This is a genomic window from Methylobacterium sp. GC_Met_2, assembly GCF_026540795.1.
Classification (GTDB): domain Bacteria; phylum Pseudomonadota; class Alphaproteobacteria; order Rhizobiales; family Beijerinckiaceae; genus Methylobacterium.
The window spans coordinates 1-23616 of sequence record NZ_JALNUM010000097.1 but is presented as its reverse complement, the minus strand read 5'-3'; the positions used below and the strand labels follow the sequence as shown (position 1 = coordinate 23616).

Here is a 23616-nt window from a genome sequence, read left to right as displayed (position 1 = left end):
TGCGGGCTTCAGCTCCCGTCGCGACCTTTCCGGAAAGGGTGCTCCCGTCTCCCGACCCCTGCTGACGCAGGGGCCACCCTCCCCCGCAGAGGGGGGAGGGGGCGTCGCGCTCGATCGAACACACTGCGCCACGAGGTGGCCCCATGACCCGTACCCTTCACGCAACCCCAGGTCTCGTCGATGCCACGGCCTTCGCGCCGCCGGTGATCGTCGGCACGTCGTCGGAGCAGGCGCTGGACATCCTGTTCCAGGCGCTGCTCGATGTTGCCCGCCAGCACGATCCCGATCTCGAGGCGGTCCTGCACGGCACGGCCGACATCTCGCGCTTCTCGCCGCAGATGCTGGCGCGCGCCCTTCAGGTGCAGGGCATCTGGTTCCAGCTGATCTCCATCGCCGAGCAGAACGCCGCGATGCGCCGCCGCCGGCACGTGGAGCGTACCGAAGGGCGCGCCGCGCTCAGCGGCTCCTTCGCCAAGGTGTTTGCCGACGCGCGCAAGCAGGGCGTGCCCCCGGAGAAGATCCAGGCGCTGCTCACCGACCTGCGCATCCGACCGACGCTGACCGCCCACCCGACCGAGGGCAAGCGGGTGACGGTGCTGGAAAAATTTCGCCGCATCTATCTCGTGCTGCGCGAACTCGAGATGCCGCGCTGGACCGATCGCGAGCGCAACGGGCTCATGAACGAGCTGCGCGACCAGATCGAGCTGGTCTGGATGACGGGCGAGCTGCACCTGGAGAAGGCCACGGTCGAGCGGGAGGTGGCCTGGGGGCTGCACTTCTTCGACGAGACCCTGTTCGAGATGCTGCCCGAGACGCTGGAGGCCCTGCACGAGGCGCTGGCCGAGACCTATCCGGGCACGGAGTTCAGGGTCCCGCCGTTCTTTCAGTTCGGCTCGTGGATCGGCGGCGACCGCGACGGCAATCCCTACGTCACGGCGGCGGTCACCCGGCAGACCCTGCACCGCAACGCGCTGGCCTCGCTGACCCGCTACCGCGACGGCGTGCGGGAATTGGGCCGGACCCTCTCGCTCACCGAGCGCTCGCTGCCGCTGCCCGAAGGCTTCCGCGCGGAACTCGACCGGCAGCTCGCCGAAAGCGGTCAGGCCCGGGCGATCACCCGGCGCAATCCGGGCGAGCCCTATCGACAGTATCTTTCGTGCGTCTCGCGCAAGATCGAGGCGACCATCGCGCGCAACGAGGGCGAGCACCCCTCCGGCCCCGACTACGCCAGCGCCGACGGCCTGATCGAGGATCTGCGCACCCTGGAGCGCGGCCTGACCGAGGCCAAGTGTGGGGCGCTCGCGCGCGATCTCGTGCGCCCGGTCCGCCGGATGGTGGAGATCTTCCGCTTCTCGACGGTCCGGCTCGACCTGCGCGAGAACACCACCCGGACCACCGACACGCTCCACGCCCTCTGGCGCCAGCGCAACGGCGACGGAGAGCCGCCGGCCCTCGGCTCGGCCCCATGGCGGCAATGGCTCGATACGGAACTCGCCCGGCCGCGCGATCCCGAGCGCTCATTCGAGGATCTGCCCGACGCCGCCCGGGAGACGCTGGCCACCTTCGCGTTGGTCGCCGAGATGCGCGAGGCCCTCGACCGCGAGGCCTTCGGTTCCTTCGTGCTGTCGATGACCCGCTCGGTGGAGGACGTGCTCGGCGCTTACCTGTTGGCCAAGGAGGCCAGCGTGTTCCTCGACGCGGCCGGCACCGAGATCTGCCCGCTGCCGATCGTGCCCCTGTTCGAGACCATCGACGACCTGCGCGCCGGCCCGGCGATCATGCGGGCGCTGCTCGGCACGCCGGTGGTGCGCCGCTCCACCCGCTGGCAGGGCGGGGTTCAGGAGGTAATGATCGGCTATTCCGACTCCAACAAGGACGGCGGCTTCGTCGCCGCCAACTGGGAACTCTACAAGGCGCAGAGCAAGTTGACCCGGCTCGGCCAGGAACTCGGAATCGGCATCGCGTTCTTCCACGGGCGCGGCGGCTCGGTGAGCCGTGGCGGCGTGCCGACCCACCGGGGCATCATGGCCCAGCCGCCGGGCTCGATCCGCGGCCGGTTCCGCACCACCGAGCAGGGCGAGGTCGTCTCGTTCAAATACGCCAACCGCGGCACCGCCGCCTACCAGATGGAGCTTCTGGCGGCCTCGGTGTTCGAGCACGCACTCGCCGGCGACGGCGAGCGGGCCAGCCCCGGCCATGACGACGCCCTCGAGGCGCTCGCCGGTGCCTCACGGGCTGCCTACGTGCAACTCCTCCAGACCGAGGGCTTGGTCGATTACTTCCAAGCTGCGAGCCCGCTGGATGAGATCGCCCTGCTCAACATCGGCTCTCGTCCGGCCCGCCGTTTCGGCGCACGGTCACTCTCGGACCTGCGGGCGATCCCCTGGGTGTTCGCGTGGTCGCAGAACCGGCATGTGATCACCGGATGGTACGGTGTCGGTTCGGGGCTTGCGAGCCTCATCGACGTGCGCGGCCCGGAGGGCGAGGCGACCCTGAAGCGGCTGTTCCAGGAGTCCCGCATCCTCCGCCTCGTCCTCGACGAGGTCGAGAAGACGCTGATGATGGTCGATCTCGACATCGCCCGGGCCTATGCGGGCCTTGTCCCGGATGCGGGAATCCGCGATCGGATTTTCGGGATGATCGAGGCCGAGTACGCGCTGACCCGCGCGATGGTGCTGCGGGTGAGCGGCGGCGCGGAGCTGGCCGAACGCTTCCCGCTGTTCCGCGACCGCCTGAAGGGCCGTCTGCCCACGATCAATCAAGTGAGCAGCGAGCAGGTGGAGTTGCTCGCCCGCTACCGCGCTGAGACGGACGAGGACCGGCGCGAGGCGGTGAAGTCGGCGCTGCTGCTGTCGATCAACTGCATCGCGGTCGGCTTCGGGTCGACCGGGTGAGGAGCGCCCGCGCGGTTCTTTCTCCCCGCGAAGGGGGAGGAGACGCGCCCGTCCTCGAATATCCGCTCTCGCTCTGTCGCCGAGCCTGACGAGCGCCACTTTCACCGCCGAGCGGATACCCCGCACCGGCATCAGAACCGTCACCAGGAGAGAGAAACACCCATGAGCTTCACCCTGATCCAGCAGGCCAAGCCGCGCCTGCACCGCTCCGAGCTGGCCGTCCCAGGCTCCAACCCGACCTTCATGGAGAAGTCGGCGTCCTCGTCCGCCGACGTGATCTTCCTCGACCTGGAAGACGCCGTCGCCCCCGACGACAAGGAGAAGGCCCGCACCAATATCATCCAGGCGCTCAACGACCTGGATTGGGGCAACAAGACCATGATGATCCGCATCAACGGTCTCGACACCCACTACATGTACCGCGACGTGGTCGACATCGTCGAAGCCTGTCCGCGCCTCGACATGGTGTTGATCCCCAAGGTCGGCGTGCCGGCGGACGTCTACGCCATCGACGTGCTGGTCACCCAGATCGAGCAGGCCAAGAAGCGCGAGAAGCAGATCGGCTTCGAGGTGCTGATCGAGACCGCGCTCGGCATGGCCAACGTCGAGGCCATCGCCCAGTCGTCGAAGCGCCTGGAGGCGATGTCGTTCGGCGTGGCCGATTACGCCGCCTCGACCCGCGCCCGCTCGACGGTGATCGGCGGCGTCAACCCGGATTTCTCGGTGCTGACCGACAAGGACGAGTCCGGCAACCGCCAGACCCATTGGCAGGACCCGTGGCTGTTCGCCCAGAACCGGATGCTGATCGCTTGCCGCGCCTACGGCCTTCGCCCGATCGACGGCCCGTTCGGCGATTTCTCGGATCCGGACGGCTACACCTCGGCGGCCCGTCGCTGCGCGGCGCTGGGCTTCGAAGGCAAGTGGGCGATCCACCCCTCGCAGATCGACCTCGCCAACGAGGTGTTCACCCCCTCGGAAGCCGAAGTCACTAAGGCCCGCCGCATCCTCGAAGCGATGCAGGAGGCCGCCAAGGCCGGCCGCGGTGCCGTCTCGCTCGACGGCCGCCTCATCGACATCGCCTCGATCCGCATGGCCGAGGCGCTGATCGAGAAGGCGAATGCCATGAAGGGCTGAGGAGAAACGCTGGGGCGGGTGTTCCGGAGACGGAGCGCGACGGCCCCCTCTCCCCGCGCGCGGGGAGAGGCCCGCACGGACCTCGTCGTCCGTGCGGGAAGCGGAGGCGCAGCCGAAGCGGCGGCGAGGGGGCGATTCCGGATGGGTCTCGTCCTGAATCGCCCCCTCATCCTCGGCTGCCGCCTCGATGCGCCGACGACAGGGTCGTCGCATCCCTCTCCCCGCAAGCGGGGTGAGGGGAAGCCATGCCGGCCCGCAGTGCGTTCTCTGCAAACTTTGCGGGGGGCGGGCCTGCTTCCGGGCGGTTGTATCCCTAAGCGGAGGTTTTCATCGCAGAACCGGCGGCCACTTTTGCGAAACCTGCTTAGAACGGCCGGTCGCCCGGCAGCCGCGCCGCCGCCATCTCCTCGGGCGTCGGTTCACGGCGGATCACGATTCCTTCCCGCCATCCCGCCGCGATCAGCCCGAGGCGCGCGAATCCGTCGAGCCAGCCGTCCATCGGCCAGAGGCCGTGCCGCGCCTGGAACCGCGACGCATTGGCGACGATATCGCGAAAATGCTGCAGCGGCGGGTCGTAGGCCGGATGGTGCTGGTGGTAGGCCCGCGGGCCGCCGAGGAACAGGATCGGCACCCCGGCCGCATCGGCCCGGAACGCGAGGTCGGTGTCCTCGGCGCCGTAGCCCAAGAACAACTCGTCGAAGCCGCCGAGCCGGTCGTAAGTTCCGGCGCGCACCGCAAAGGCCAGCGACCAGAAGAGGCCGGGTTGCGGCGCGACCGTCACAGCTCCGGCGTCTGGGAAGACACGCACCGGGTGCGGCTGCCCGAGCCGATCCAGATCGCCCTCGTCCCAGCCATCCACGACGGCGCCGGCCGGCAGGTAGCCGATCTCGCAGCAGATCAGACCGTCCTGTTCGGCGATAGCCCGAGACAGCCCGGCAACAAGGCCCGCGGAGGGGATGCAGTCGACATCGAGGAAGATCAGCGTTTCGGTCCGGGCCGCCCGGCGGCCGGCATTGCGTGCGGCCGCAAGCGGCAGGCCGGCATGGGGGAACGGGACGCGCTCCACCGGGAAGGGCAGGTCCGGAAGGGGTGCCGGAGAATCGCCGATCTCCACGACGACGCAGGTCGCGGGCGGCGCCCCGCGGGCGAGCCCTTCGAGCAGGCGGGCGAGATGCGCGTCCCGTCCCTTGTTGAGGGTGATGACCGTGGCGCTCACGTGGTGGACCCGGCGCGCAGGACGTCGATTCGATACTCGGCCGTCCGGGACTGGTGCTGCAGGCCGGCGAACGGCGCAGCCTGCGCGATGACGGCTTCGGCGACCGCGTCGCCGGATTGCGGATAGTCGGTCACCCCGAGCCAGTGCACCAGGACGATGTCGCCGCCGGGTTCGATCGCATCCCCGATCCGGCGCACCAGGACAGCCAGATCCGGTGGCGCCAGGAAGTACAGGAACTCGGAGAGCACGATCAGGTCGAACCGACCTTCGGGCCAGTCGGCCGGTACGGCGCCCTGCCGGATCTCGACATTGGGTCGGTCGGCGCAGCGGGCGCTGGCCGCGTCCACCGCAGAGGGAACGAGGTCGGTGGCGAACAGCCGGTCGCAGCGCCCGGCGAGGGCGTGGGTGAACACCCCGATCGAGCAGGCAGGCTCGAAGGCCGAGCGGTAACGCGCCCGTGGCAGCGCGGCGAGCGTCGCCGCGTACTTGTCGCGCTCGTAGTCCGAACTGGTGAAGCGCCAGGGATCCGCGTCGCTGGCATAGATGCCGGCGAAGTAATCGGGCGGTACGGTTTCCGTACGCCGGGTCATGCCGAAACCGCGACGAAGCGCTCGTAGGGTCCGCAGAGCCGTTCGATCATAGCGGTCTCCAACCGGAATCCTTGAGGATCGTCCGAGATCAGGTCGGTCGTCTGCGATTCGTGGGCTGCCACGGCACGGGTTTTGGCAGCGCGATACGCGGAGACGTCGAGGCGGAGGCCCGTCGGCGCGGGGCCGACCTCGGTCTCGGGCGGCAGGGTCCAGCCCCAGACCGGATATTCGTAGACCCGCACCCCCGGCATGTGCGGCCGGGCGAGGCCGACGATGGCGGCGGCGGCCTTGTGGTCGCAATGGGGATCATGCCGCCAAGTCACGAACACCGCGCTTGCGCCGCAGGCGGAGGCGGCCTGCGCCATCGCCCGCGCCGCGTCCTCGGCGACCGGCCCGTGGCTCGGCACACGCGCGTCTGGCAGGCGCAGGAAGGTGACGTCCTCCGCCGCGAGCCCGAGGATCGCCACCGCCCGCAGGGTCTCGGCCTCGCGCAGGGTGCGGAGCTTCTCGGGCGGATAGAGCAGGGAATGCGTATGGGAGCCGCAGCCGTCGCTCACCACCACGAGGCGCACCGGCCGCTCGGCCGCCCGCGCCGCGGCGATCAGACCGCCGCAGCCGAGACTTTCATCGTCGGGATGGGGCGCCACGATGACCAGACCACCGGCCCCAACCAGCGTGTCGAGGCTCGCCAGAGGCAGGGCGTCGGCCGCCGCCAGGAAGGCATCGGCGCGCATCATCGAGCCGCCTTCCGGACGGATGCGGAACGCGTGGCATCTCGGAGCGGGGGGCTGAGAGGGTCGGTCACGGTTCGCTCCAAGCAGCGTGCGGGGCTTGTCCCCGGCTATCGACTCGAGCGTCTGAACGTGCCCTGAGCGGCGCGTTCGATGTGCTGCCGGCTACCGGTCGTTCTCGGTGGTGAGCGCGCCCAGACGGGTTCCCTCGTCGGTCCCTGCCGCGCTCGCCAAGTGGACGCCCGGCGTCGGCGTATCGGTGAACACCGCTCCCGCCGCGCAGAGCGCACTGCGCAGGGCCTCGATCTGTCCGCTCGGGGAAGCGCCGTAGCCCGCCTCGAAGTCACGCACGAGCCTCTCATCGAGGCCGACCTTCGCGGCCAGATCCGCCTCGGACCAGCCGAGCAGCCCGCGCGCCGCCCGCGATTGGGCCGGGCTCATCGCCGGCGTGCCCGTCCCGCTCTGTGCACCCTCGTCCGATCCTACCAAGGTCACTCTCCCGATCTTCGATCAACAACAACGGTGGCCGTCGCGGATCGTTTCCGGGCCCGGTATCGGGCGCTCGACCACAATTGTGCTGAAATCCTGTCGCATCCGTCGCAACGCGGGGAATCGGAGCGCGCCTGACGGCGCGTCCGGATTTGGAATGACCTGAGCGCAGAGCGCGCGAGATGGGGACTGAACGATGAGAGGGGTGCTGATCGCAACCTTGGCCTGCACGGTTCTGGCTGCGGGTCTGACCGCGGCGACGCAGGCGCAGGCCCAGATGGGGTCTCCCACGGGTTTCGGTAAAGGCAATCGCCGTCCAGGCGGTGAAGACGAGAAAAAGCCCCAGTACGTGCCGGGGGCCAAGGCCAGCGAGAAGATCTTCCCGCTCGATTCGACTTGGACGGCCGTCAGCCTCAACGGCAAGCCGTTCGCGGGCGGAGACCGGCCGAGCTTCATCATCGACAAGCAGTACCGCGCCCGCGGCTACGGCGGCTGCAACACCTTCGCGGCGACTGCTTTTCCGCTCAAGGAGCAGCACATCGCGGTCGGTCCGCTCGCGCTGACCAAGAAGAATTGTGACAAGGGTCTCGCGGCGACGGAACAGGCTTTCTTTGTCGCCCTGCGCACCTCGGCGGTGTGGGACCTCGTCGGCTCCCAGCTGGTCCTGAAGAGCCCGAACGGTGAGCTGAAGTTCGACCGCGCCCTTTAAGCAGCCGTTCACCACGCTGCACGAAGGCCGGCCGGGATTCAGACGGTCTTGGCGGGTTTCGGCTCCTACTCCTCGGGTATCGAGGAGGCCATGGATGCCAGTCGGGATCGGTATCGGGCGCGGCGCGGATCTGCGCCCCGGTGTGGCACGGAGCCTGCGCTCTTCCGGGCCCGGCGGTATCCACGCCGGCGCCCTTTGGCTTGCCGCCGCCGCTCCGGTGATGGCGACGCTGCTGCTTCTGGCCCGGCTCGCGTGCTGACGGTACCGCCAGTCACGTCACGCCCCGATCAAGCCGCGTCAGCGGAGCCCTTGGCCCTTGTCGATGGACCGGCGCGGGTCGGCTCGGCCGAAGCGTTGCCGCCCTTCACCAGCGGGAACAAAGCTGCCAAACCCGCAGCCACCCCGTACAGCACAGGGTCTGAATTCAGTCCCGCCCGTGGCGGTTGAAGATTGCTCGTCCGCATCGTTCGCCTGCGGGCATCGCGCGCATTTGCGAGCATCTGTCCGCGCCCTCATGTCGGTCAGTGAACACGTTGAGCTTGGTCAATGCCGCGTTCCGCGTTTCGTTGCCGCGGGCGCTTGATTTTTTAACACAGGCGGGTTTGCGGCCTCGGCGGGGTCCAGACAGGACGGACCAAGCTCAACCGCGCCGGTGCAGGACGGGAAATCGCTCTGTCTCCAGGCGCGGACACGTCGCTGGAGTCACGCTCATGATCGCCGCGCTCGGGCATCGCGCCCGGCAGCCCTGAGCGGCCTCGATCTGATCGCGGCCGCAGGCATCCGCGAAGCAGAAGGTCCCGAGATCCTCGCAGGTTGCGCGGAAACCGCCGAGGGGCGCGACCGCGCGCAGATCCGCCGCCGACGCAGCGCCCTGCATCAGCAGGACGCCGACGAGACCGAGGATTACCGGGATTCGAGCCATCTTCTACCCATCAGCGCCTCAGTCACAGCTATTCGTAGCATCGGCGATGCAGAGACGCGCCGTGCCTTTCCCGCGACAGGGGATCGCCGTCGCGGCCACGCGACCGCCCCCGACGGGGAACGGTGCGCCGACCCGCGAAAGTGTTGGATCAGGCCTTGGCCTTGCCCCGCTCGATCGCTTGTTCGATCAACTGGTGCGCTTCTTCCTTGTCGCCCCACCGGACGAACTTGACCCACTTGCCGGGCTCCAGATCCTTGTAGTGCTCGAAGAAGTGCTGGATCTGCTGGATCGTGATCTCGGGCAGGTCGGTATAGTTCTCAACCCGGTCGTAGCGCTTGGTCAGGTGGCGTGAGGGGACCGCGATGATCTTCTCGTCTTCACCGCCCTCGTCCTGCATCACCATCACGCCCACGGGGCGCGCGCTGATGATCGCGCCCGGCAGGACGGCACGCGTGTTGGCCACCAGCACATCGCAGGGATCGCCGTCGCCCGATAGGGTATGGGGAATGAAGCCGTAATTCCCCGGATAGAACATCGGCGTATACAAGAACCGGTCGACGACCAGCGCGCCAGATTCCTTGTCCATTTCGTACTTGATCGGCTCGCCGCCGAGCGGCACCTCGACGATCACATTGACGTCGTGCGGCGGCTTCTTGCCGAGCGGGATGGCGTCGATTTTCATGGCGTTCCGCTTCCAGGATCCGGGGTGCCGATCGTGTCCCGGTTCTCTTAGAGGCGCGGCCCGAACTTGCAAATCGGTTGGCGCTCCGGTTCCGCAACGCGCTTGGGAAAACGTTAGCCGAACAGGAAGCCAACCTTCGGGAGCGGAACACCCGCCACCCGGTCCAGCACCCGCGGGCCCGGCTTGCCGCCGAGACCCTCGTAGAAGGCGCCGGCGCGGTCGTTGTCCTCCAGGCTCCAGACGCCGAGATGCATCAGGCCGTGATCGGCGAGATCGTTGCGGACAGCCCGGAACAGGCGGCGACCGAGGCCGACGCCTTGGTATTCGGGCAGGAGATACAACTCATCGATCTCGGCCTCGGTGCCCAGCGCCCGGCTGCGCGTCCGCCCGTAGGACGCGTAACCGACCACGTGGTCAGCGGTCTCCATGACCGCGACCGGGCGGCCCCGGCGCAGGGCGCCCTGCCACCACGCCCGGTCCCGGCCTGCGATCAGGCGCTCCAGGGCAACGCCCGGGATGAGGCCGCGATAGGCCTCCCGCCAGGACGCATCGAACACCTTCGACACGCCGCCGAGATCGGCCTCGCGGGCCCGGCGGATGCTCGTGGTGCGCGTGCTCATGGGCTTCGGGCTCCCCTCGTCCGACCGGCGGAGAACCCGCGCGGTCCGCCTAGGTTCGATGCCGATCCGGGCGGAGTGAAGGCAAGATCGGCGCCGAACACCATGGGGACAGGCGGCCGGTCGGTTCGGCGGTGAATTGCCGGCTCGGCGGGCGGCTGATAGAGCCCGCGCTCCTTCCCCGCGGCAGCCCGGCTTTGTTCAACCGCTTCCTCAAGCCCGAGACGCGCTACGCGCGCCGCATGGCCCGAATCGCCCGCTTCGAGCGGCCGATCGCCGGCCCCGGCGACCGGCTGCGGGCCTGGGCCAACATGCTGCTGATGGATCACGGCGTGTTCCGGCTCGCCTATCTCAACCGCCACCGGGTCGGCTCTGGGAGGCTCTGGCGCTCCGCCCAGCCCGGCCCGCACCAACTTGCCCGCTTCCGGGCCGAGGGCGTGCGCACGGTCATCTCGCTCCGTGGCGGGCGCGAGCACGGCTCCTGGCCCCTGCAGCGGGAGGCCTGTGAACGCCATGGGCTGAAGCTCGTGGAGTTCGTGCTGCGCTCCCGGGAGGCACCGGACCGGGCGGCCATCCTGGCCGCCAAGGCGTTCTTCGCCGGCATCGAGTACCCGGCCGTGATGCACTGCAAGTCGGGCGCCGACCGGGCCGGCCTCGCCTCGGCCCTGTACCTGATCCTGCACGAGGGCCGCCCCGTGGCCGAGGCCGCGCGTCAGCTCTCGGCCCGCTACGGCCATCTGCGCTTCGCCAAGACCGGCATCCTCGACGCTTTCTTCGTCCGTTACCGGATCGAGGGCGAGGCGAAGGGGATCGACTTCCTCACCTGGGTCGAGACGATCTACGATCCGGAGGCGTTGAAGCGGGATTTCCGGCCGGGCTTCTGGTCGGATGTGGCGGTGGACCGGGTGCTGCGGCGGGAATAGTCGAGCCCTTCACTCCGCCGCCGGCCGTGCCGCCTCGCGGAACGGGTGGGCTGGGTAGGTGCCGATCACCCGCAACTCGCGGGAGAAGAAGCCCAACTCGTCGAGCGCCCGCGCAAGGCCCGGATCCTCCGGGTGGCCATCCACCTCCGCGTAGAACTGCGTGGCGGTGAACTCACCGTCCATCATGTAGCTCTCGAGCTTCGACATGTTGACGCCGTTCGTCGCGAAGCCGCCCAGCGCTTTGTAGAGGGCCGCCGGGATGTTGCGCACGCGGAACACGAAGCTCGTCACGCAGGCTTGCGTCCCGGGCGCCACCGGCTCGGCCTCGGGGGAGAACACCACGAACCGGGTGGTGTTGTGCACCTCGTCCTCGACGTCGCGCGCCAGGATGTCGAGGCCGTAGACTTCGGCGGCCAATGCCGGCGCCAGAGCCGCTCGGCTCGGATCCCCGAATTCCTTGATCTCCCGGGCCGCACCCGCGGTGTCGCCCGCCACCACGGCCTTCAGCCCGAGGCGGCGAATGATCCGCCGGCATTGGCCCAGCGCATGGACGTGGCTGTGAACGCTCTTGAGTGCCTCGATCGGCGTGCCCAGCAGCACCATCAACTGAAAATGGATCGGCAGGAAGTGCTCGGCCACGATGTGCAGCGGCGAAAGCGGGATCAGATGGTGGATATCGGCGACCCGGCCCGCGATCGAATTCTCGATCGGAATCATGGCCCGCTGGGCCCGGCCCTCCGTGACCGCCGCGAAGGCGTCCTCGAAGCTGGGGCAGGGCAGCGGCGTCCAATCCGGATAGGCCTGCGCACAGATGATGTGCGAATTGGCCCCGGGTTCCCCCTGATAGGCGATGGTGCGGTCTGTCATGGCTTGCAGATTCGTCAGGCGATCAGTTCAGGCGTCGGCCCTGGAGCAGAGCGCGGGCGCGCTCCAGGTCGGCGGGGGTGTCGACGCCCAGCGGCAGGTCGTCAACGATGACGGCGTCGATGCGCATGCCGGCCTCCAGTGCCCGGAGTTGCTCCAGCTTCTCGCGGAGCTCAAGCTCGCCCGGCGGCAGGGCGACGAAGCGGGTCAGCGCGGTCCGGCGGTACGCGTAGAGTCCGATATGGTGCCAGAGCGGCCCGTCGCCCCAGGGCGCGCGGGCGCGGGTGAAGTAGAGGGCGCGCAGCCGCCCGGGTCCGACCGCGTGGCCGACCAGCTTCACGACGTTCGGGTTGTCGGCCTCGTGCGGATCGGTGATCGGTGCGCAGAGCGTCACGATGTCGACGGTGCGGTCGGCGAGCGGCAGGATCGAAGCGCCGATGATCGCCGGATCGATGGTCGGCAGATCGCCCTGCACGTTGACGACCACGTCGTGGCGCCCCTCAGGATCGACGATCTCCAGCGCCTCGGCGAGCCTGTCGGAGCCGGACGGGTGGTCGGAGCGGGTCATCACCGCGAGGCCGCCTACGGCCTCCACGACCCGGGCGATCTCCGCCGTGTCGGTGGCCACCACCACGGGACCGATCCCGGCCTCGACGGCCCGGCGCCAGACATGGACGATCATCGGCTCGCCGGCGATGTCGGCCAGTGGCTTGTCGGGGAGCCGGGTCGCCGCGAGGCGCGCCGGAATCAGGACCAGGGGATCGGACATCGCGTTCGGACCCGACGATTCGCACTAGTGGCGCGGGTCGAACGGCCACGCCCGCGTGCGGGCCGGCTGCTTAACAGGCCGGCTTCCGGTTGTCGTCCCCTCGTGATCCCTTGGCCTGGACGCCGCATCGGCAAAAAGATGCCGCCCGGTGACAAGCTTGACGATTCGATTGCACAATTCTGCGCCGGAGCGACGCGGAGGTCGTCGGCGGCATTGTCAGGAACCGCCCGGAACGGCTAAGGCAACCTCGAAATCTTCCAATGTCCGGCGTTCGAACTCGCTCGCCCATGTCAGGTGCGCGACGGGGCCGGGCCGAGACGCGAGAAGAGCATGAACTCGTTCGAGGTGAACAAAGTCCTGGGCGCGGTCCTCGGCGCCCTGCTGTTCGCGGCCGGATCGGGTTTCGTCGCCGAATTGATCTACCATCCAAAACCGGCGGGCAAAGCCGGCTACGACTTGCCCGAGCCACAGCCGGAGGCCGCCGCCAATGCTGCGCCGGAGGCCAAGGTCGAGCCGATCGCGGTCCGGCTCGCCAGCGCCAATGTCGAGAAGGGTGAGGCCGGCACCAAGGCCTGCCATGCCTGCCACAACTTCGAGAAGGACGGTCCGAACAAGGTCGGCCCCGCCCTGTACGGGGTGGTTGAGCGGCCGAAGGGCTCGCATCCGGGCTTCGACTATTCTTCGGCCATGAAGGAAAAGGGCGGCGCCTGGACCTACGCGGATCTCGACGAGTTCCTGACGAACCCGAAGGGCTACGTGAAGGGCACCAAGATGGCCTTCGCCGGTATCGCCTCGCCCCAGGAGCGCGCCAACGTCATCGCCTACCTGCGCACGAACGCCGAGACCCCGAAGCCGCTGCCGGCCGTCGAGAAGTCCGAGGCGCCCCCTGCGGCCACCCCTGCGGCGGCGAAGCCTGAGGAGAAGCCGGCCGCCGCACCGGCCGACAAGCCGACGGCTGCACAGCCGGCCGCCTCCAAGCCCTCCGAGGGCAAAGACAGCCCGGCGAAGCCCGCCGATACCAGCACCGCCAAGCCGGTCGAGGAGAAGTCCCCGGGCAGCCCGCGTGCACCGAGCGAATCCAGCGACCGCAACGCCCCGTCGCCGCCCGCCGGCGCCCATGACGGCGACCAGCAGGGCCAGCCGTCGAGCGTCATCCCCGCCGAGCCGACCGCGCCGTCGGCGCCGGCCGCCAAGGAGCCGGCCGCGAAGGCCGATCCCGAGGCGGTCGACAAGGCCAAGGGCCTTGAGGTCGGTGTTCCCACCAAGGATATGAACGCGCCGCAGCCGAAGCAGGAGTAACGGGCGCGGCCGCGCACGTCCGGGCTTCTGCCTGTCAGCCGCGTTCCGCCGGCATGGCGTTGGGCGCAAACCTTGCTCCGGGGCTGCGCCCCGGCGTCCTGCCGGGATTGAAACCCGTGTAGGACCCCTTGGCTGACCGAAGTCCCGATGGACGGGAGCGCCGGGCGCCCCTCCCGCTGCTCGTTGCCGTGACCATGACCGGGACGGTGGCGCTGCACATTTTCGTGCCGGCGCTGGCCGCCGTCGCGGTCGATCTCGGCACCAACGCGGCCGGTGCGCAGCTCACCATCACGGTCTACTTGATCGGGCTCGCGGGCGGTCAGCTCCTCTATGGCCCGCTCTCGGACCGGTACGGACGGCGGCCGATCCTGATCGGCGGGCTCGGCCTCTACCTCGCCGGGCTGCTGCTCGCGATCCCGGCGCCGAACATCGGCGTGCTGCTCTTGGCGCGGGTGCTCCAGTCGCTCGGCGCCTGCGGCTCGCTGGTGATCGGCCGCGCCATGGTGCGCGACGTCTCGACCCGGGAGGATGCCGCCCGCAAACTGGCGATCCTCACCACCGCGATGACGCTCACCCCTGCGCTGGCGCCCGCCATCGGCGGTGTGGTCAATGAGGCCTTCGGCTGGCGGGCGGTGTTCGTGGTGCTGGCCGGCCTCGTGGCGGTGCTCGGCGCGCTGGTGGTGTTCACCCTGCCCGAGACCAACCGGCACAAGGTGGCGCTGCCCGGCTTCGTCGCGGTGTTGGCCGGCTACCTGCGGCTCGTGCGAGTCCCGGTTTTTCGCGCCTATCTCGTGGCGGGGGCCTGCGGCGGCACCAGCCTCTACGCCTTCCTGGCGGTGGCGCCGTTCCTGCTCGTGGACCGCCTCGGACGCTCGTCGCAGGAGGTCGGGTTCGATTGCCTGATCGTGGTGTTCGGCATGGTCGGCGGCGCGGTGCTGGCCAGCCGGCTCGCTGCGCGGGTGCCGATCCGGACAGCGGCGCGGCGCGGCAACCTTCTCTGCATCGCGGCGGCCCTGACCCTGCTGGTGGTGGACCGGGCCGGGATGCTCGGCGTCGTCAGCCTGATCGTGCCGCTTTTCGCCTACGCGGTCGGCGTCGGCCTGCTCAGCCCCAACGCGGTGGCCGGGCTGATGAACGTCGATCCGCACGCGGCGGGCTCGGCTTCTAGCCTCTACGGCTTCACCCAGATGACCTTCGGGGCGATCTTCACGGCGGCCGCCTCCGCGTGGCCCGCGACCTCGGCGACGCCGGTGGCGCTGGCGCTGCTCTCGGCCGGGCTGATCGCCGCACTCGCGCTGCGGCGCGCGTGAGGTACCCGATCCTGGTCTCGAAAGGTCGAGACGCTTCGCGGGTGAAGGACTTAGCCCGGCGAAGACCTGTCAGGGCGCTGCCCTGACGATCCGCCACAGGGCCTCGGCCCTTTGGAATCCCGTTGTCAGGCTGGGATCGCCTCGACCAAGCCGGAGACACGGTCGCTGAACTCGTCGATCAGCTCCAGCCACAGCAGGCGTGCCGGATTGACCGGACCCGGCAGGGTCAGCCGTCCGGGCGGGATCGGACTGAAGCCGAAGCGGCTGTAATAGGGCGCATCCCCTACTAGCATCACAAGACCGTCTCCTGCCTGCCGCGCCGCCTCGATCGCCGCGCGGGTGAGGGTGCCGCCGATGCCGCGGCCTTCGAAGCTCGGATCGACCGCGAGCGGCCCGAGCATCACGAACGGTGTGGTCCCGGCTTGCAACGGGCCCATCCGCACGGAGCCCACCAGGAAGCTGCCCACCCACGCGGTGACGCCGAGATCGAGCCGCGCGGCCGCACCTTCGCGCAGCCGATAAGCGGTTCGGGCGAAACGGCCGGGGCCGAAGGCCCGGGCCTGAAGACGCTCGATGGCGGGGGCGTCCTCCGGCCACTCGGGCCGGATGACGAGGGACAATGCGGTCACGATACGCTCTCGGGGCGGATGGGCGCCGCGTATCAGCGCAGGGCGCGACCCGCAAACCGCCGGGGTTACTCGGCGGCGGCCAGGGCGGGCTGATCGGCTGCTTGCGTCAGCTTCAGGAAGCCGATCGCCGAAAGCCAGATCACCGCGCCGCAGGCGGAGGCTACGCCCAGCACCAGCCCGAAGCCACCGCGGTCGTGCAGCAGCGCGATCGCCGGCACCACGAAGCCGCTCGCCGTGAAGCCCACGAAGTAGCGCACGCTGTAGGCCCGCGTCCGATAGGCCGGGGGCACGTAGTGGGCGATCATCGCGTCGTTGATCACCACCTGCCCGTAGATCGACGTCATGGCGATCACGAGCCCCGCGAGGAGCGGCAGGCCGGTGTTGAACGCCGCGATCCCGAGTCCGAGCGGTTGCAGCACCGAGAGCGTCACGAACAGCGTCGGCAGACTGTAGCGGTCGATCAGGCGGCCCATGGCAAGCTGCATCAGCGCGCCGAACAGGAACACCACCGTGGCCAGCGACCCGGTGAGCGCCAGCGGCAGGGCGTGGCCGACCCCCTCGTCGATCACCTTGGGCAGGCTGATCGTGGTCAGGTTGAAGGTCAGGCCGCCCGCGAAGATCGCCAGGGCGAACATCGCCATCAGGGCCCAGGGGCGGGTCACGGAGATCGCAGCGCCGCCGCCGGCCTTCTTCCCCGCCGCGTCGCCGTCGCCCGGCACCAGCGCCAGGAACGCCGCCCCGCAGGCGAGACAGATCAGGCCCGGCACCACGAAGGCCACGCGCCAACCGACGGTCGCGGCGAGCAGGGCCGTGACGCCGGAGGCAGAGGCCGCGCCGAAATTCCCCCAGACGCCGTTGAGGCCGAGGTCGCGCCCGAGGCGCCGGGCATGGGTCACCAGCATGGCCGAGCCGACCGGGTGATAGATCGCCGAGGCCACCCCGAGCACGCAGAGCCAGAGCGCGAAGGCGAGCGGCGTCGATGCAGTGGCGACGCCAAGGCACGACAGGCCGTAGCCGAAGAAGAACACCGCCAGCATGGTGCGGCGGCCGAACCGGTCGGCCAGCGATCCCATCGGCAGCGAGCACAGGCCGAAGGCCACAAAGGCGCCGGTGGCAAGCCCGATCAGCTCGCCGTAGCCGAGCCCGGTCTGGCTCGCGATGGCGATCACGGCGGTCGGGTAGATCAGCAGCACGAAGTGGTCGAGGGCATGCGCGACGTTGACGAAGCGCAGGGTGCGGCGGGACAGGGTATCCGAATCCATCGCGGCGTATCCTCCAGGATCGGACCCTGATAGCCTGACCCGATGGCGGTGTCGGGCCGGATATGGATGGGAACGGGCCAAACGTGTCGCCGCCACGATCGACCGCGGCGGCCGATTACCAAGCCATCCCGCGCTCGATCGCAGTGGTCCGAAAGCCGCTGACGGCGGGGAGCAAGACGGGGCTGCACCATCACATCCGTGCGCAACTTCTCTACGCCACAGCGGGGCTGATGTCGGCCTCGGCCGAGGACGGGGCCTGGGTCGTGCCGGAGGGGCACGCGCTCTGGATCCCGGCACGCCTTCCGCACACCACCGTCACCCACGGTCCGGTCGCCCTGTGCACCGCCTATCTCGACCGGGCCGCTGTCGCGACGTTTCCGGAGACCTGTCGGGTCATCGCGGTGTCGCCGCTCCTGTCGGCCGCCCTGGTCGCCCTGGCCGAGGAGCCGGTGCTCTACGCGGAGGACGGCCGCGGCGGCCATCTCGCGGCCCTGGTGGTCGACGAGATTGCCCGCGCGCCTGCGACGCCACTCACGCTGCCGCTGCCGCGCGATCCGCGCCTGCGCCGCGTCTGCCTGGGTCTGATCGAGGATCCGGCCTCGGAGGACGACCTCGACGCCTGGGCCGACCGCGCCGGGGCGAGCCGGCGCACGCTGACCCGGGGCTTTCGCATGGAAACGGGCCTGAGCTTCGGCGATTGGCGGGCCCGCGCCCGGGTGATCCGCGCGCTGGCACTCACCGCCGAGGGACGGGCGCCGCGGGCGGTGGCGGCGGCGGTAGGCTACCGCAGCGCCCAGGCCCTGCGCCTGACGGTGGCGCGGGTTCTTGAGGGGCCGCGGCGGGCGACCGAAGATCCTGGCCCGGCCCGTGGCGCGATCTAACTTTCTCCGCGAGACGCGGCGCCCGCTTCGCTGATGACGGAGCGGGCGGGACCGCGCAGGCGTCGACCGAAAGCGGGAACAGGCCATGCTCTACGAACTCGCAACCCTATCGTGTCCCCTGCTGGCGCTCGGGGACGTCTGCGCGCGGGCGCGGGCCTGGACCGAGGACGCGGAGGCTGGAACGCTGCTCGGGTGCTGGCGGACCGATATCGGCACCCTCGGGCGGGTGCTGGTCCTGCGGGGCTTCGACACCCCGGAGGCCATGACGGCCGAGCGGCGGCGCGCCCTGATGAGCATTGCGCCGTTCCATGGTCGCGACCTACTCACGGCCTTCGCGATGGAGAGCTATCGACCGTTCCCGTTCCTGCCGCCGCTGCGGACCGGATCGCGCGGCGGCGTCTACGAGATCCGCACCTACAGGCTCCGGCCCGGCGGCCTCGTGCCGACTCTGGCCGCCTGGGAGGCGGCGATCGAGCCGGCCCGGACCTATACCGACCACCTCGTGACCAACCTCTACGCCCTCGACGGGCCGCCGCGGATCACGCACATCTGGGCCTTCTCCAGTCTGGAGGAGCGGGCGAGGCTCCGCGGGGATGCCTACGCCGCCGGGATCTGGCCGCCGAAGGGCGGGCCGGACCAGATCCTCGAAGCGACTTCGACCATCGCGCTGCCGGATCCGGGCTCGCCCCTGTCGTGACGCGGCCTCAGGTCGCCCGCGCGGAAAAGTCGATCCGCGGGTCGATCCAGACATAGATCAGGTCGGACAGCAGGTTCACCGCCAGCCCGAGCAGGGAGAAGATGTAGAGCGTGGCGAACACCACCGGGTAGTCGCGTCCGACGATCGCCCGGAACGACAGTTCCCCGAGCCCGTCGAGCGAAAAAATCGTCTCGATCAGCAGCGAGCCGGTGAAGAAGGCCGAGATGAACGCTCCTGGGAACCCCGCGATCACGATCAGCATCGCGTTGCGAAAGACGTGTCCGTAAAGCACCCGCCGTTCCGACAGCCCCTTCATACGCGCGGTCAGCACGTATTGCTTGCGGATCTCGTCGAGGAACGAGTTCTTGGTCAGCAGCGTCGAGGTCGCGAAGGCGCCAATCACGAGTGCGGTCAGCGGCAGCACCATGTGCCACGCGTAATCCGTCACCTTGTGCCAAGTCGAAAAACTCTCCCAGCCCTCGCTGGTCAGGCCGCGCAGCGGGAACCACTGATAGAACGAGCCGCCCGCGAACAGGATGATCAGCATCAGCCCGAACATGAAGCCTGGGATCGCATAGCCGATGATCACCACGAAGGAGGTCCAGCGGTCGAACCGCTCGCCGTCCTTCACGGCCTTGCGGATGCCGAGCGGGATCGAGATCGCGTAGGACAGCAGCGTCATCCACAGGCCCAACGAGATCGAGACCGGCAGACGCTCCTTGATGAGCTGGATCACCGTCACGTCGCGAAAATAGCTGCGGCCGAAATCGAACCGGACATAGTCCCAGATCATCTTGGCGAAGCGCTCGGGCGCCGGCTTGTCGAAGCCGAACTGTTTTTCCAGCTTGGCGATGAATTCCGGGCTCAAGCCCTGTGCGCCGCGATAGCGCGAACTCGCCTCGCCGCTACCGCCCGCGGGCCGGCTGCCGCCGCCGAGATCGCCGCCGCCGCCGGTCACGCGGGACATCGCCCCGTCGCGCTGGCCCTGGAGCTGCGACAGCACTCGTTCCACCGGGCCGCCGGGGGCGAACTGGATGATCGTGAAGGTGATCAGCATGATCCCCAGCAGGGTCGGGATCATGAGGCCGATGCGGCGCAGGATGTAGGCGATCATCGCGTCATTCCCGCCCGATTCGCTTGGCCTTGTCGGCGTCGAACCACCACGTGGACGGCGCGCCGAGGTCGTATTTCGGCGGGTTCGTTGGGCGGCCGTAGACGTCCCAAAGGGCGAGGCGGTGGGTCGAGGCGTACCACATCGGCACCCAGTAGCGCCCGGCGCGCAGCACCCGGTCGAGGGCCCGACAGGCGGCGGTCAGATCCGCCCGGGACTTGGCGTCGGCAATGGCGGTGAGGAGCGCATCGATGGCGGGATCCGCGATCCCCGACAGGTTGTTCGAGCCCGCCGTCTTGGCCGCACGGGAGCCGTAGGTCTCGCGCAGCTCCGCGCCGGGTGTCAGGCCGCTGCTGTAGCGGCGCGGCGTGATGTCGAAGTCGAAATCCTTGAGCCGGGCTTGGTATTGCGAAGGATCGACCACGCGCAGGCTGGCCTTGATGCCGAGCAGCCCGAGGTTGCGGATGAACGGCTGCGTCACCGCATCGAAGACCGGATCGTCGTCCAGGAACTCGATCGTCAGCGGACGTCCGCCTGGGAGCAGGAGGCTGCCGCCGGAGCGCGTGCAGCCTGCCTCCCGCAGCAGCGCGTCGGCACGCTTGAGCAGTGCCCGGTCCTGGCCGGACCCATCCGAGACCGGCGGCGTCCAGGCCTCGCCGAACACCTCCGGGGGCAAGTCCTTCAGCGGCTCCAGCAGGGCGAGTTCCGCGGCCGAGGGCTTGCCTGTCGCCTTGAGGTCGGAGTTCTCGAAGTACGAGGCGGCGCGCGTGTAGGCGCCGTACATCAGGTTGCGGTTCGACCATTCGAAGTCGAAACACAGGCCGATCGCCTCGCGCACCCGCGGATCGCGGAACGCGTCCCGGCGGGTGTTGATCCACCAACCCTGGGTGCCGCTTGGCCGCGCGTCGGGAACGGTCTCGAGAGTCACGCGGCCCTCGGCGCGAGCCGGGAAGTCGTAGCCGGTGGCCCAGACCCGGGCGGTGAATTCCTCCCGGAACGTGAAGGCGCCGCTCTTGAACGCCTCGAACGCCACGGTGCGATCGCGGAAATACTCGTAGCGGATCGTGTCGAAATTGTTCTGGCCGACATTCACCGGGAGGTCGGCGGCCCAGTAATCCTGTACCCGCTCCAGCCCAATGGAGCGGCCGACATCGACCGTGCCGACCCGGTAGGGGCCTGAGCCGAGCGGCGGTTCCAGGGTCGAGGCCTCGAAGTCGCGGGCGCCGTAATAGGCCGCGGAGAAGATCGGCAGCTGCGCCACGAACAGCGGCAGGTCCCGGGCTCGGCCGGTCTCGAAGGTCACGATGAGACGGTCGTCGCCCTCCGCCCGGGCGTCCGTCATCGGGCGAATGACCTCGGAGATCTCCGGGTGGCCCTTGTCGCGCAACAGCTTGAGGCTGAAGGCGGCATCCCGCGCAGTGAGCCGCGAGCCGTCATGGAACCGGGCCTGTGGGCGCAGCCAGAACGTGTAGGTCAACCCGTCCGGGCTGACCGTAACGGCGCGCGCCAGCAGGCCGTAAATCGCATCCGGCTCATCGAGGGCCCGGACCATCAGGCTGTCGAAGGTCAGAGTCATGCCGGCGGCGCCTTCGCCGCGCAGCACGAAGATGTTGAGCGTGTTGAAGGTGTTGAACGCCTGGTTGCCGGTCGTGCCGGAGAGCGTCGCCGAGAAGCGGCCTCCGCGCGGGGCGATCGGGTTCACGTAGTCGAAATGCTCGAAGGCGGGCGGATATTTCAACTCGCCGAAGCTCGAGAGGCCGTGGCGCTCCGCCTCCTCGGCCATCACCGGCCGGGTCAGCACGAGGGCGCCGGCGCCGCAGACGACGCCGCGCCGAGTGGGTGCCCAGCGGCGGCCCGTCAACGGGGCGCCCCGGTCTTGGCTGCGAGCGCCTGATCGTACCACCACGTCGTCGGGAAGCCGGAGCTGGCGTAGAGCGGCAGGATCGCCGGGTGGCCGAACCGGTTCCAGCGCAGGGTCCGCTGCTGGTTCGAGGACCATTGCGGCACGACGTAATCGTGGGCGAGCAGCACCCGGTCGAGCGCCCGGGTGGCGGCGATAACGGTCGGCCGGTCTTTCGCAAAAATAACCTTCTCGATCAGCGCGTCGATCCCGGGATCCTTGATGCCGATCAGGTTGCGCGAACCAGTCTTGTCGGCCGCCGCCGAGCCCCAGTATTCCCGCTGCTCGTTGCCGGGGGAGAGCGACTCGCCCCAGTTCGACGTGGTGATCTCGAAGTCGAAGTTGCGGATCCGGTTTTGATACTGCGCCGGGTCGATCACCCGCAGGGTGGCGTCGATCCCGATCAGCTTCAGCTGCGCCGAGAAGGGCAGGATCACCCGCTCGAAGGTGTTCTGGAATTCCAGGAACTCGACGGTGAGCGGCTCGCCGGTCGCCTTGTTGACCATCTTGCCGCCGCGCTGCTCGTAGCCCGCCTCGCGCAGCAGGCCGACCGCCTCGCGCAGGTTCTTGCGCACGGCCTCCGGGCCGTCGTTCACCGGGTTGGTGTAGGGCGTGGTGAAGACCGACGCCGGGATCTTGTCCTTGACGCCCTCGAGGATCGCCTTCTCGTCGCCCTCCGGCAGGCCGGAGGAGGCCAGCTCCGAGCCGAAGAAGTAGGAGTTGATGCGGTTATAGAGCCCGTAGAACAGGGCCTTGTTCATCTCCTCGTAGTTCATCGCGAGGTTGAAGGCCCGGCGCACGCGCGGATCCTTGAACTTGTCCTTCCGGGTGTTGAACACGAAGGCCTGCATGATGCCCATGCCCCGGTCGGGGAAGGCCTCCTTGATCAGGCGGCCCTCCTTCACGGCCGGGAAATCGTCGTAGGCGGTGGCCCAGTTCCGGGCGATGTTCTCGTTGCGGAAATCGTAGAGATCGCCCTTCAGCGCCTCGACCAGCACGGTCCCGTCGCGAAAATACTCGAAGCGCTCGGTGTCGAAGTTGTAGTGCCCGGCATTGGCCGGCAGGTCCTTGCCCCAGTAGTCGGGCACGCGGCTGTAGGTGGCGCTGCGGCCGGGATCGAACTTGGCCAGCCGGTAGGGACCGGAGCCGAGCGGCGGCTCGAGCGTGGTCTCGGTCGGATTGCGTTGCTTGCCGTTGGCGTCCTTGGCCATCCACCAGTGTTTGGGCAGGATTCGCAATTGCCCGATCACCTGCGGTAGCTCGCGATTGCCGGTCTCCGAGAAGGTGAAGGTCACCTCGTGCGGCCCGGTCGCCTCGGCCTTCGCCACCGTCTGGTAATAGGCCGCGTAGAACGGGCTGTTGGCCTTCAGGATGTCGAAGGACCAGACCACGTCCTCGGGGGTAATTGGCATGCCGTCGTGCCAGCGGGCGTTCTCGCGCAGGCGATAGGAGACCGAGCCGAGATCGGGGGCCACCCGCACCGCTTCGGCGATCAGTCCGTAGGAAGTGAACGGCTCGTCGGACGACTGGGTCATCAGCGGATCGTAGATCTGCTGGATGCCGTTCTCGAGATCGCCCTTCAGGCCGGACACGATGATGTTGAAGTTGTCGAACCCGCCCTGAGTCCCGAGGCGGACCATCCCACCCTTGGGGGCGGCGGGGTCGGCATAGTCGAAATGCCTGAAATCGGGCCCGTATTTCGGCTGGCCCATCAGCGTCAGCGCATGGGTCCACTGGCCGGTCGCGGCGGGTATTGAGGGCGGATCGGACGGCATTGCGGCCGGTTCCTGCGCAGCGGCGGGAGCAAGCTGCAGGCAGGCGACGAGGAGCGTCGCGGCGAGGAGGCGTCCAGTCACGGTCTGCGCAGTCACGGGCAGGCTGTCTCCGGTGTTAGGATCGGCGTGGGTCGCGGGCGGTCAGCGAGGCTCATAGGCTGGACGTGCCCCGGGCGTCGAGCGCTTGCGCACGCACCGCATTGCAGGACAAC

23 protein-coding genes are annotated in these 23616 nt (G+C 69.1%); 9 read left to right on the top strand and 14 right to left on the bottom strand.

Annotation, left to right across the window (positions count from 1 at the left end; all coding sequences use genetic code 11):
• The first annotated feature begins 143 nt into the window (after window positions 1–143).
• A complete protein-coding gene (locus tag OXS49_RS25210; RefSeq protein WP_267427399.1) occupies window positions 144–2894 on the top strand; it encodes a phosphoenolpyruvate carboxylase in 2751 nt (916 codons plus the stop codon).
• Between the two features lie 162 nt (window positions 2895–3056).
• Window positions 3057–4028 carry a CoA ester lyase gene (locus tag OXS49_RS25205; protein WP_244007491.1) on the top strand — a complete coding sequence of 324 codons (972 nt, stop codon included), beginning with the start codon at window positions 3057–3059 and terminating at the stop codon, window positions 4026–4028.
• Between the two features lie 364 nt (window positions 4029–4392).
• Here OXS49_RS25205 and OXS49_RS25200 read toward each other — a convergent pair whose 3' ends face one another.
• The 4 genes from OXS49_RS25200 to OXS49_RS25185 all read right to left on the bottom strand — a co-directional run bounded on the left by OXS49_RS25200 (window position 4393) and on the right by OXS49_RS25185 (window position 7006).
• Window positions 4393–5244 (bottom strand): galactosyltransferase-related protein, encoded by an 852-nt coding sequence (locus tag OXS49_RS25200; protein ID WP_267427397.1) that lies wholly within the window; start codon window positions 5242–5244, stop codon window positions 4393–4395.
• A complete protein-coding gene (locus tag OXS49_RS25195) occupies window positions 5241–5834 on the bottom strand; it encodes an SAM-dependent methyltransferase (protein WP_267427395.1) in 594 nt (197 codons plus the stop codon). Before OXS49_RS25195 ends, OXS49_RS25200 begins: the two co-directional genes overlap by 4 nt.
• Window positions 5831–6568, bottom strand: coding sequence for a PIG-L deacetylase family protein (locus OXS49_RS25190; protein WP_267427402.1), 738 nt, complete (start codon window positions 6566–6568; stop codon window positions 5831–5833). Before OXS49_RS25190 ends, OXS49_RS25195 begins: the two co-directional genes overlap by 4 nt.
• A gap of 162 nt (window positions 6569–6730) precedes the next feature.
• Window positions 6731–7006 (bottom strand): XRE family transcriptional regulator, encoded by a 276-nt coding sequence (locus tag OXS49_RS25185; protein ID WP_267427401.1) that lies wholly within the window; start codon window positions 7004–7006, stop codon window positions 6731–6733.
• A gap of 244 nt (window positions 7007–7250) precedes the next feature.
• On the opposite strand from OXS49_RS25185, the gene OXS49_RS25180 reads away from it, so the two are divergent.
• Window positions 7251–7763 carry an META domain-containing protein gene (locus OXS49_RS25180; protein WP_243922753.1) on the top strand — a complete coding sequence of 171 codons (513 nt, stop codon included), beginning with the start codon at window positions 7251–7253 and terminating at the stop codon, window positions 7761–7763.
• Between the two features lie 94 nt (window positions 7764–7857).
• Complete coding sequence (locus OXS49_RS25175; protein WP_244007485.1) at window positions 7858–8022, top strand: hypothetical protein; 165 nt, start codon at window positions 7858–7860, stop codon at window positions 8020–8022.
• A 381-nt stretch (window positions 8023–8403) separates the two neighbouring features.
• Here the strand turns inward: OXS49_RS25175 and OXS49_RS25170 are convergent, their stop codons facing one another.
• The 3 genes from OXS49_RS25170 to OXS49_RS25160 form a co-directional block, all read right to left on the bottom strand.
• Complete coding sequence (locus tag OXS49_RS25170; protein WP_267427394.1) at window positions 8404–8685, bottom strand: hypothetical protein; 282 nt, start codon at window positions 8683–8685, stop codon at window positions 8404–8406.
• A 148-nt stretch (window positions 8686–8833) separates the two neighbouring features.
• The gene (gene ppa, locus OXS49_RS25165) at window positions 8834–9367 is read right to left on the bottom strand and encodes an inorganic diphosphatase (RefSeq protein WP_244007481.1); all 534 of its coding nucleotides are present in this window, start codon (window positions 9365–9367) and stop codon (window positions 8834–8836) included.
• Between the two features lie 113 nt (window positions 9368–9480).
• Complete coding sequence (locus OXS49_RS25160) at window positions 9481–9987, bottom strand: GNAT family N-acetyltransferase (protein ID WP_267427392.1); 507 nt, start codon at window positions 9985–9987, stop codon at window positions 9481–9483.
• A gap of 194 nt (window positions 9988–10181) precedes the next feature.
• Here OXS49_RS25160 and OXS49_RS25155 point away from each other — a divergent pair, with 194 nt between their 5' ends.
• Complete coding sequence (locus OXS49_RS25155) at window positions 10182–10907, top strand: tyrosine-protein phosphatase (RefSeq protein ID WP_244007530.1); 726 nt, start codon at window positions 10182–10184, stop codon at window positions 10905–10907.
• 9 nt (window positions 10908–10916) lie between these two features.
• Here OXS49_RS25155 and OXS49_RS25150 read toward each other — a convergent pair whose 3' ends face one another.
• Together OXS49_RS25150 and OXS49_RS25145 are read right to left on the bottom strand one after the other, a co-directional pair.
• Window positions 10917–11774, bottom strand: a complete 858-nt coding sequence (locus tag OXS49_RS25150) for a prephenate dehydratase (RefSeq protein ID WP_267427391.1) — start codon at window positions 11772–11774, stop codon at window positions 10917–10919.
• A gap of 22 nt (window positions 11775–11796) precedes the next feature.
• A complete protein-coding gene (locus OXS49_RS25145; RefSeq protein ID WP_244007475.1) occupies window positions 11797–12540 on the bottom strand; it encodes a 3-deoxy-manno-octulosonate cytidylyltransferase in 744 nt (247 codons plus the stop codon).
• A gap of 330 nt (window positions 12541–12870) precedes the next feature.
• Here OXS49_RS25145 and OXS49_RS25140 point away from each other — a divergent pair, with 330 nt between their 5' ends.
• Both OXS49_RS25140 and OXS49_RS25135 read left to right on the top strand, forming a co-directional pair.
• Window positions 12871–13839, top strand: a complete 969-nt coding sequence (locus tag OXS49_RS25140; RefSeq protein ID WP_267427389.1) for a c-type cytochrome — start codon at window positions 12871–12873, stop codon at window positions 13837–13839.
• 128 nt (window positions 13840–13967) lie between these two features.
• Entirely contained in the window at window positions 13968–15149 is a 1182-nt protein-coding gene (locus tag OXS49_RS25135) for a multidrug effflux MFS transporter (protein ID WP_267427388.1), read from the top strand.
• A 125-nt stretch (window positions 15150–15274) separates the two neighbouring features.
• On the opposite strand, the gene OXS49_RS25130 is transcribed toward OXS49_RS25135, so the two are convergent.
• Both OXS49_RS25130 and OXS49_RS25125 read right to left on the bottom strand, forming a co-directional pair.
• Window positions 15275–15778: an N-acetyltransferase gene (locus OXS49_RS25130; RefSeq protein ID WP_267427387.1), complete on the bottom strand. Its 504-nt coding sequence runs from the start codon at window positions 15776–15778 to the stop codon at window positions 15275–15277.
• Window positions 15779–15843: 65 nt separating this feature from the next.
• Entirely contained in the window at window positions 15844–17040 is a 1197-nt protein-coding gene (locus OXS49_RS25125; RefSeq protein ID WP_267427386.1) for an MFS transporter, read from the bottom strand.
• Window positions 17041–17102: 62 nt separating this feature from the next.
• Between OXS49_RS25125 and OXS49_RS25120 the strand changes: the two genes are divergently transcribed.
• Window positions 17103–17921, top strand: coding sequence for a helix-turn-helix transcriptional regulator (locus OXS49_RS25120; protein ID WP_244007467.1), 819 nt, complete (start codon window positions 17103–17105; stop codon window positions 17919–17921).
• A gap of 85 nt (window positions 17922–18006) precedes the next feature.
• Complete coding sequence (locus OXS49_RS25115; protein ID WP_267427385.1) at window positions 18007–18618, top strand: NIPSNAP family protein; 612 nt, start codon at window positions 18007–18009, stop codon at window positions 18616–18618.
• Between the two features lie 7 nt (window positions 18619–18625).
• Here the strand turns inward: OXS49_RS25115 and OXS49_RS25110 are convergent, their stop codons facing one another.
• From OXS49_RS25110 to OXS49_RS25100, 3 genes are all read right to left on the bottom strand, one after another.
• The gene (locus OXS49_RS25110; protein WP_267427384.1) at window positions 18626–19732 is read right to left on the bottom strand and encodes a microcin C ABC transporter permease YejB; all 1107 of its coding nucleotides are present in this window, start codon (window positions 19730–19732) and stop codon (window positions 18626–18628) included.
• A 4-nt stretch (window positions 19733–19736) separates the two neighbouring features.
• Entirely contained in the window at window positions 19737–21512 is a 1776-nt protein-coding gene (locus OXS49_RS25105; protein WP_267427400.1) for an extracellular solute-binding protein, read from the bottom strand.
• 74 nt (window positions 21513–21586) lie between these two features.
• A complete protein-coding gene (locus OXS49_RS25100) occupies window positions 21587–23500 on the bottom strand; it encodes an extracellular solute-binding protein (RefSeq protein ID WP_267427383.1) in 1914 nt (637 codons plus the stop codon).
• Window positions 23501–23616 lie beyond the last annotated feature (116 nt).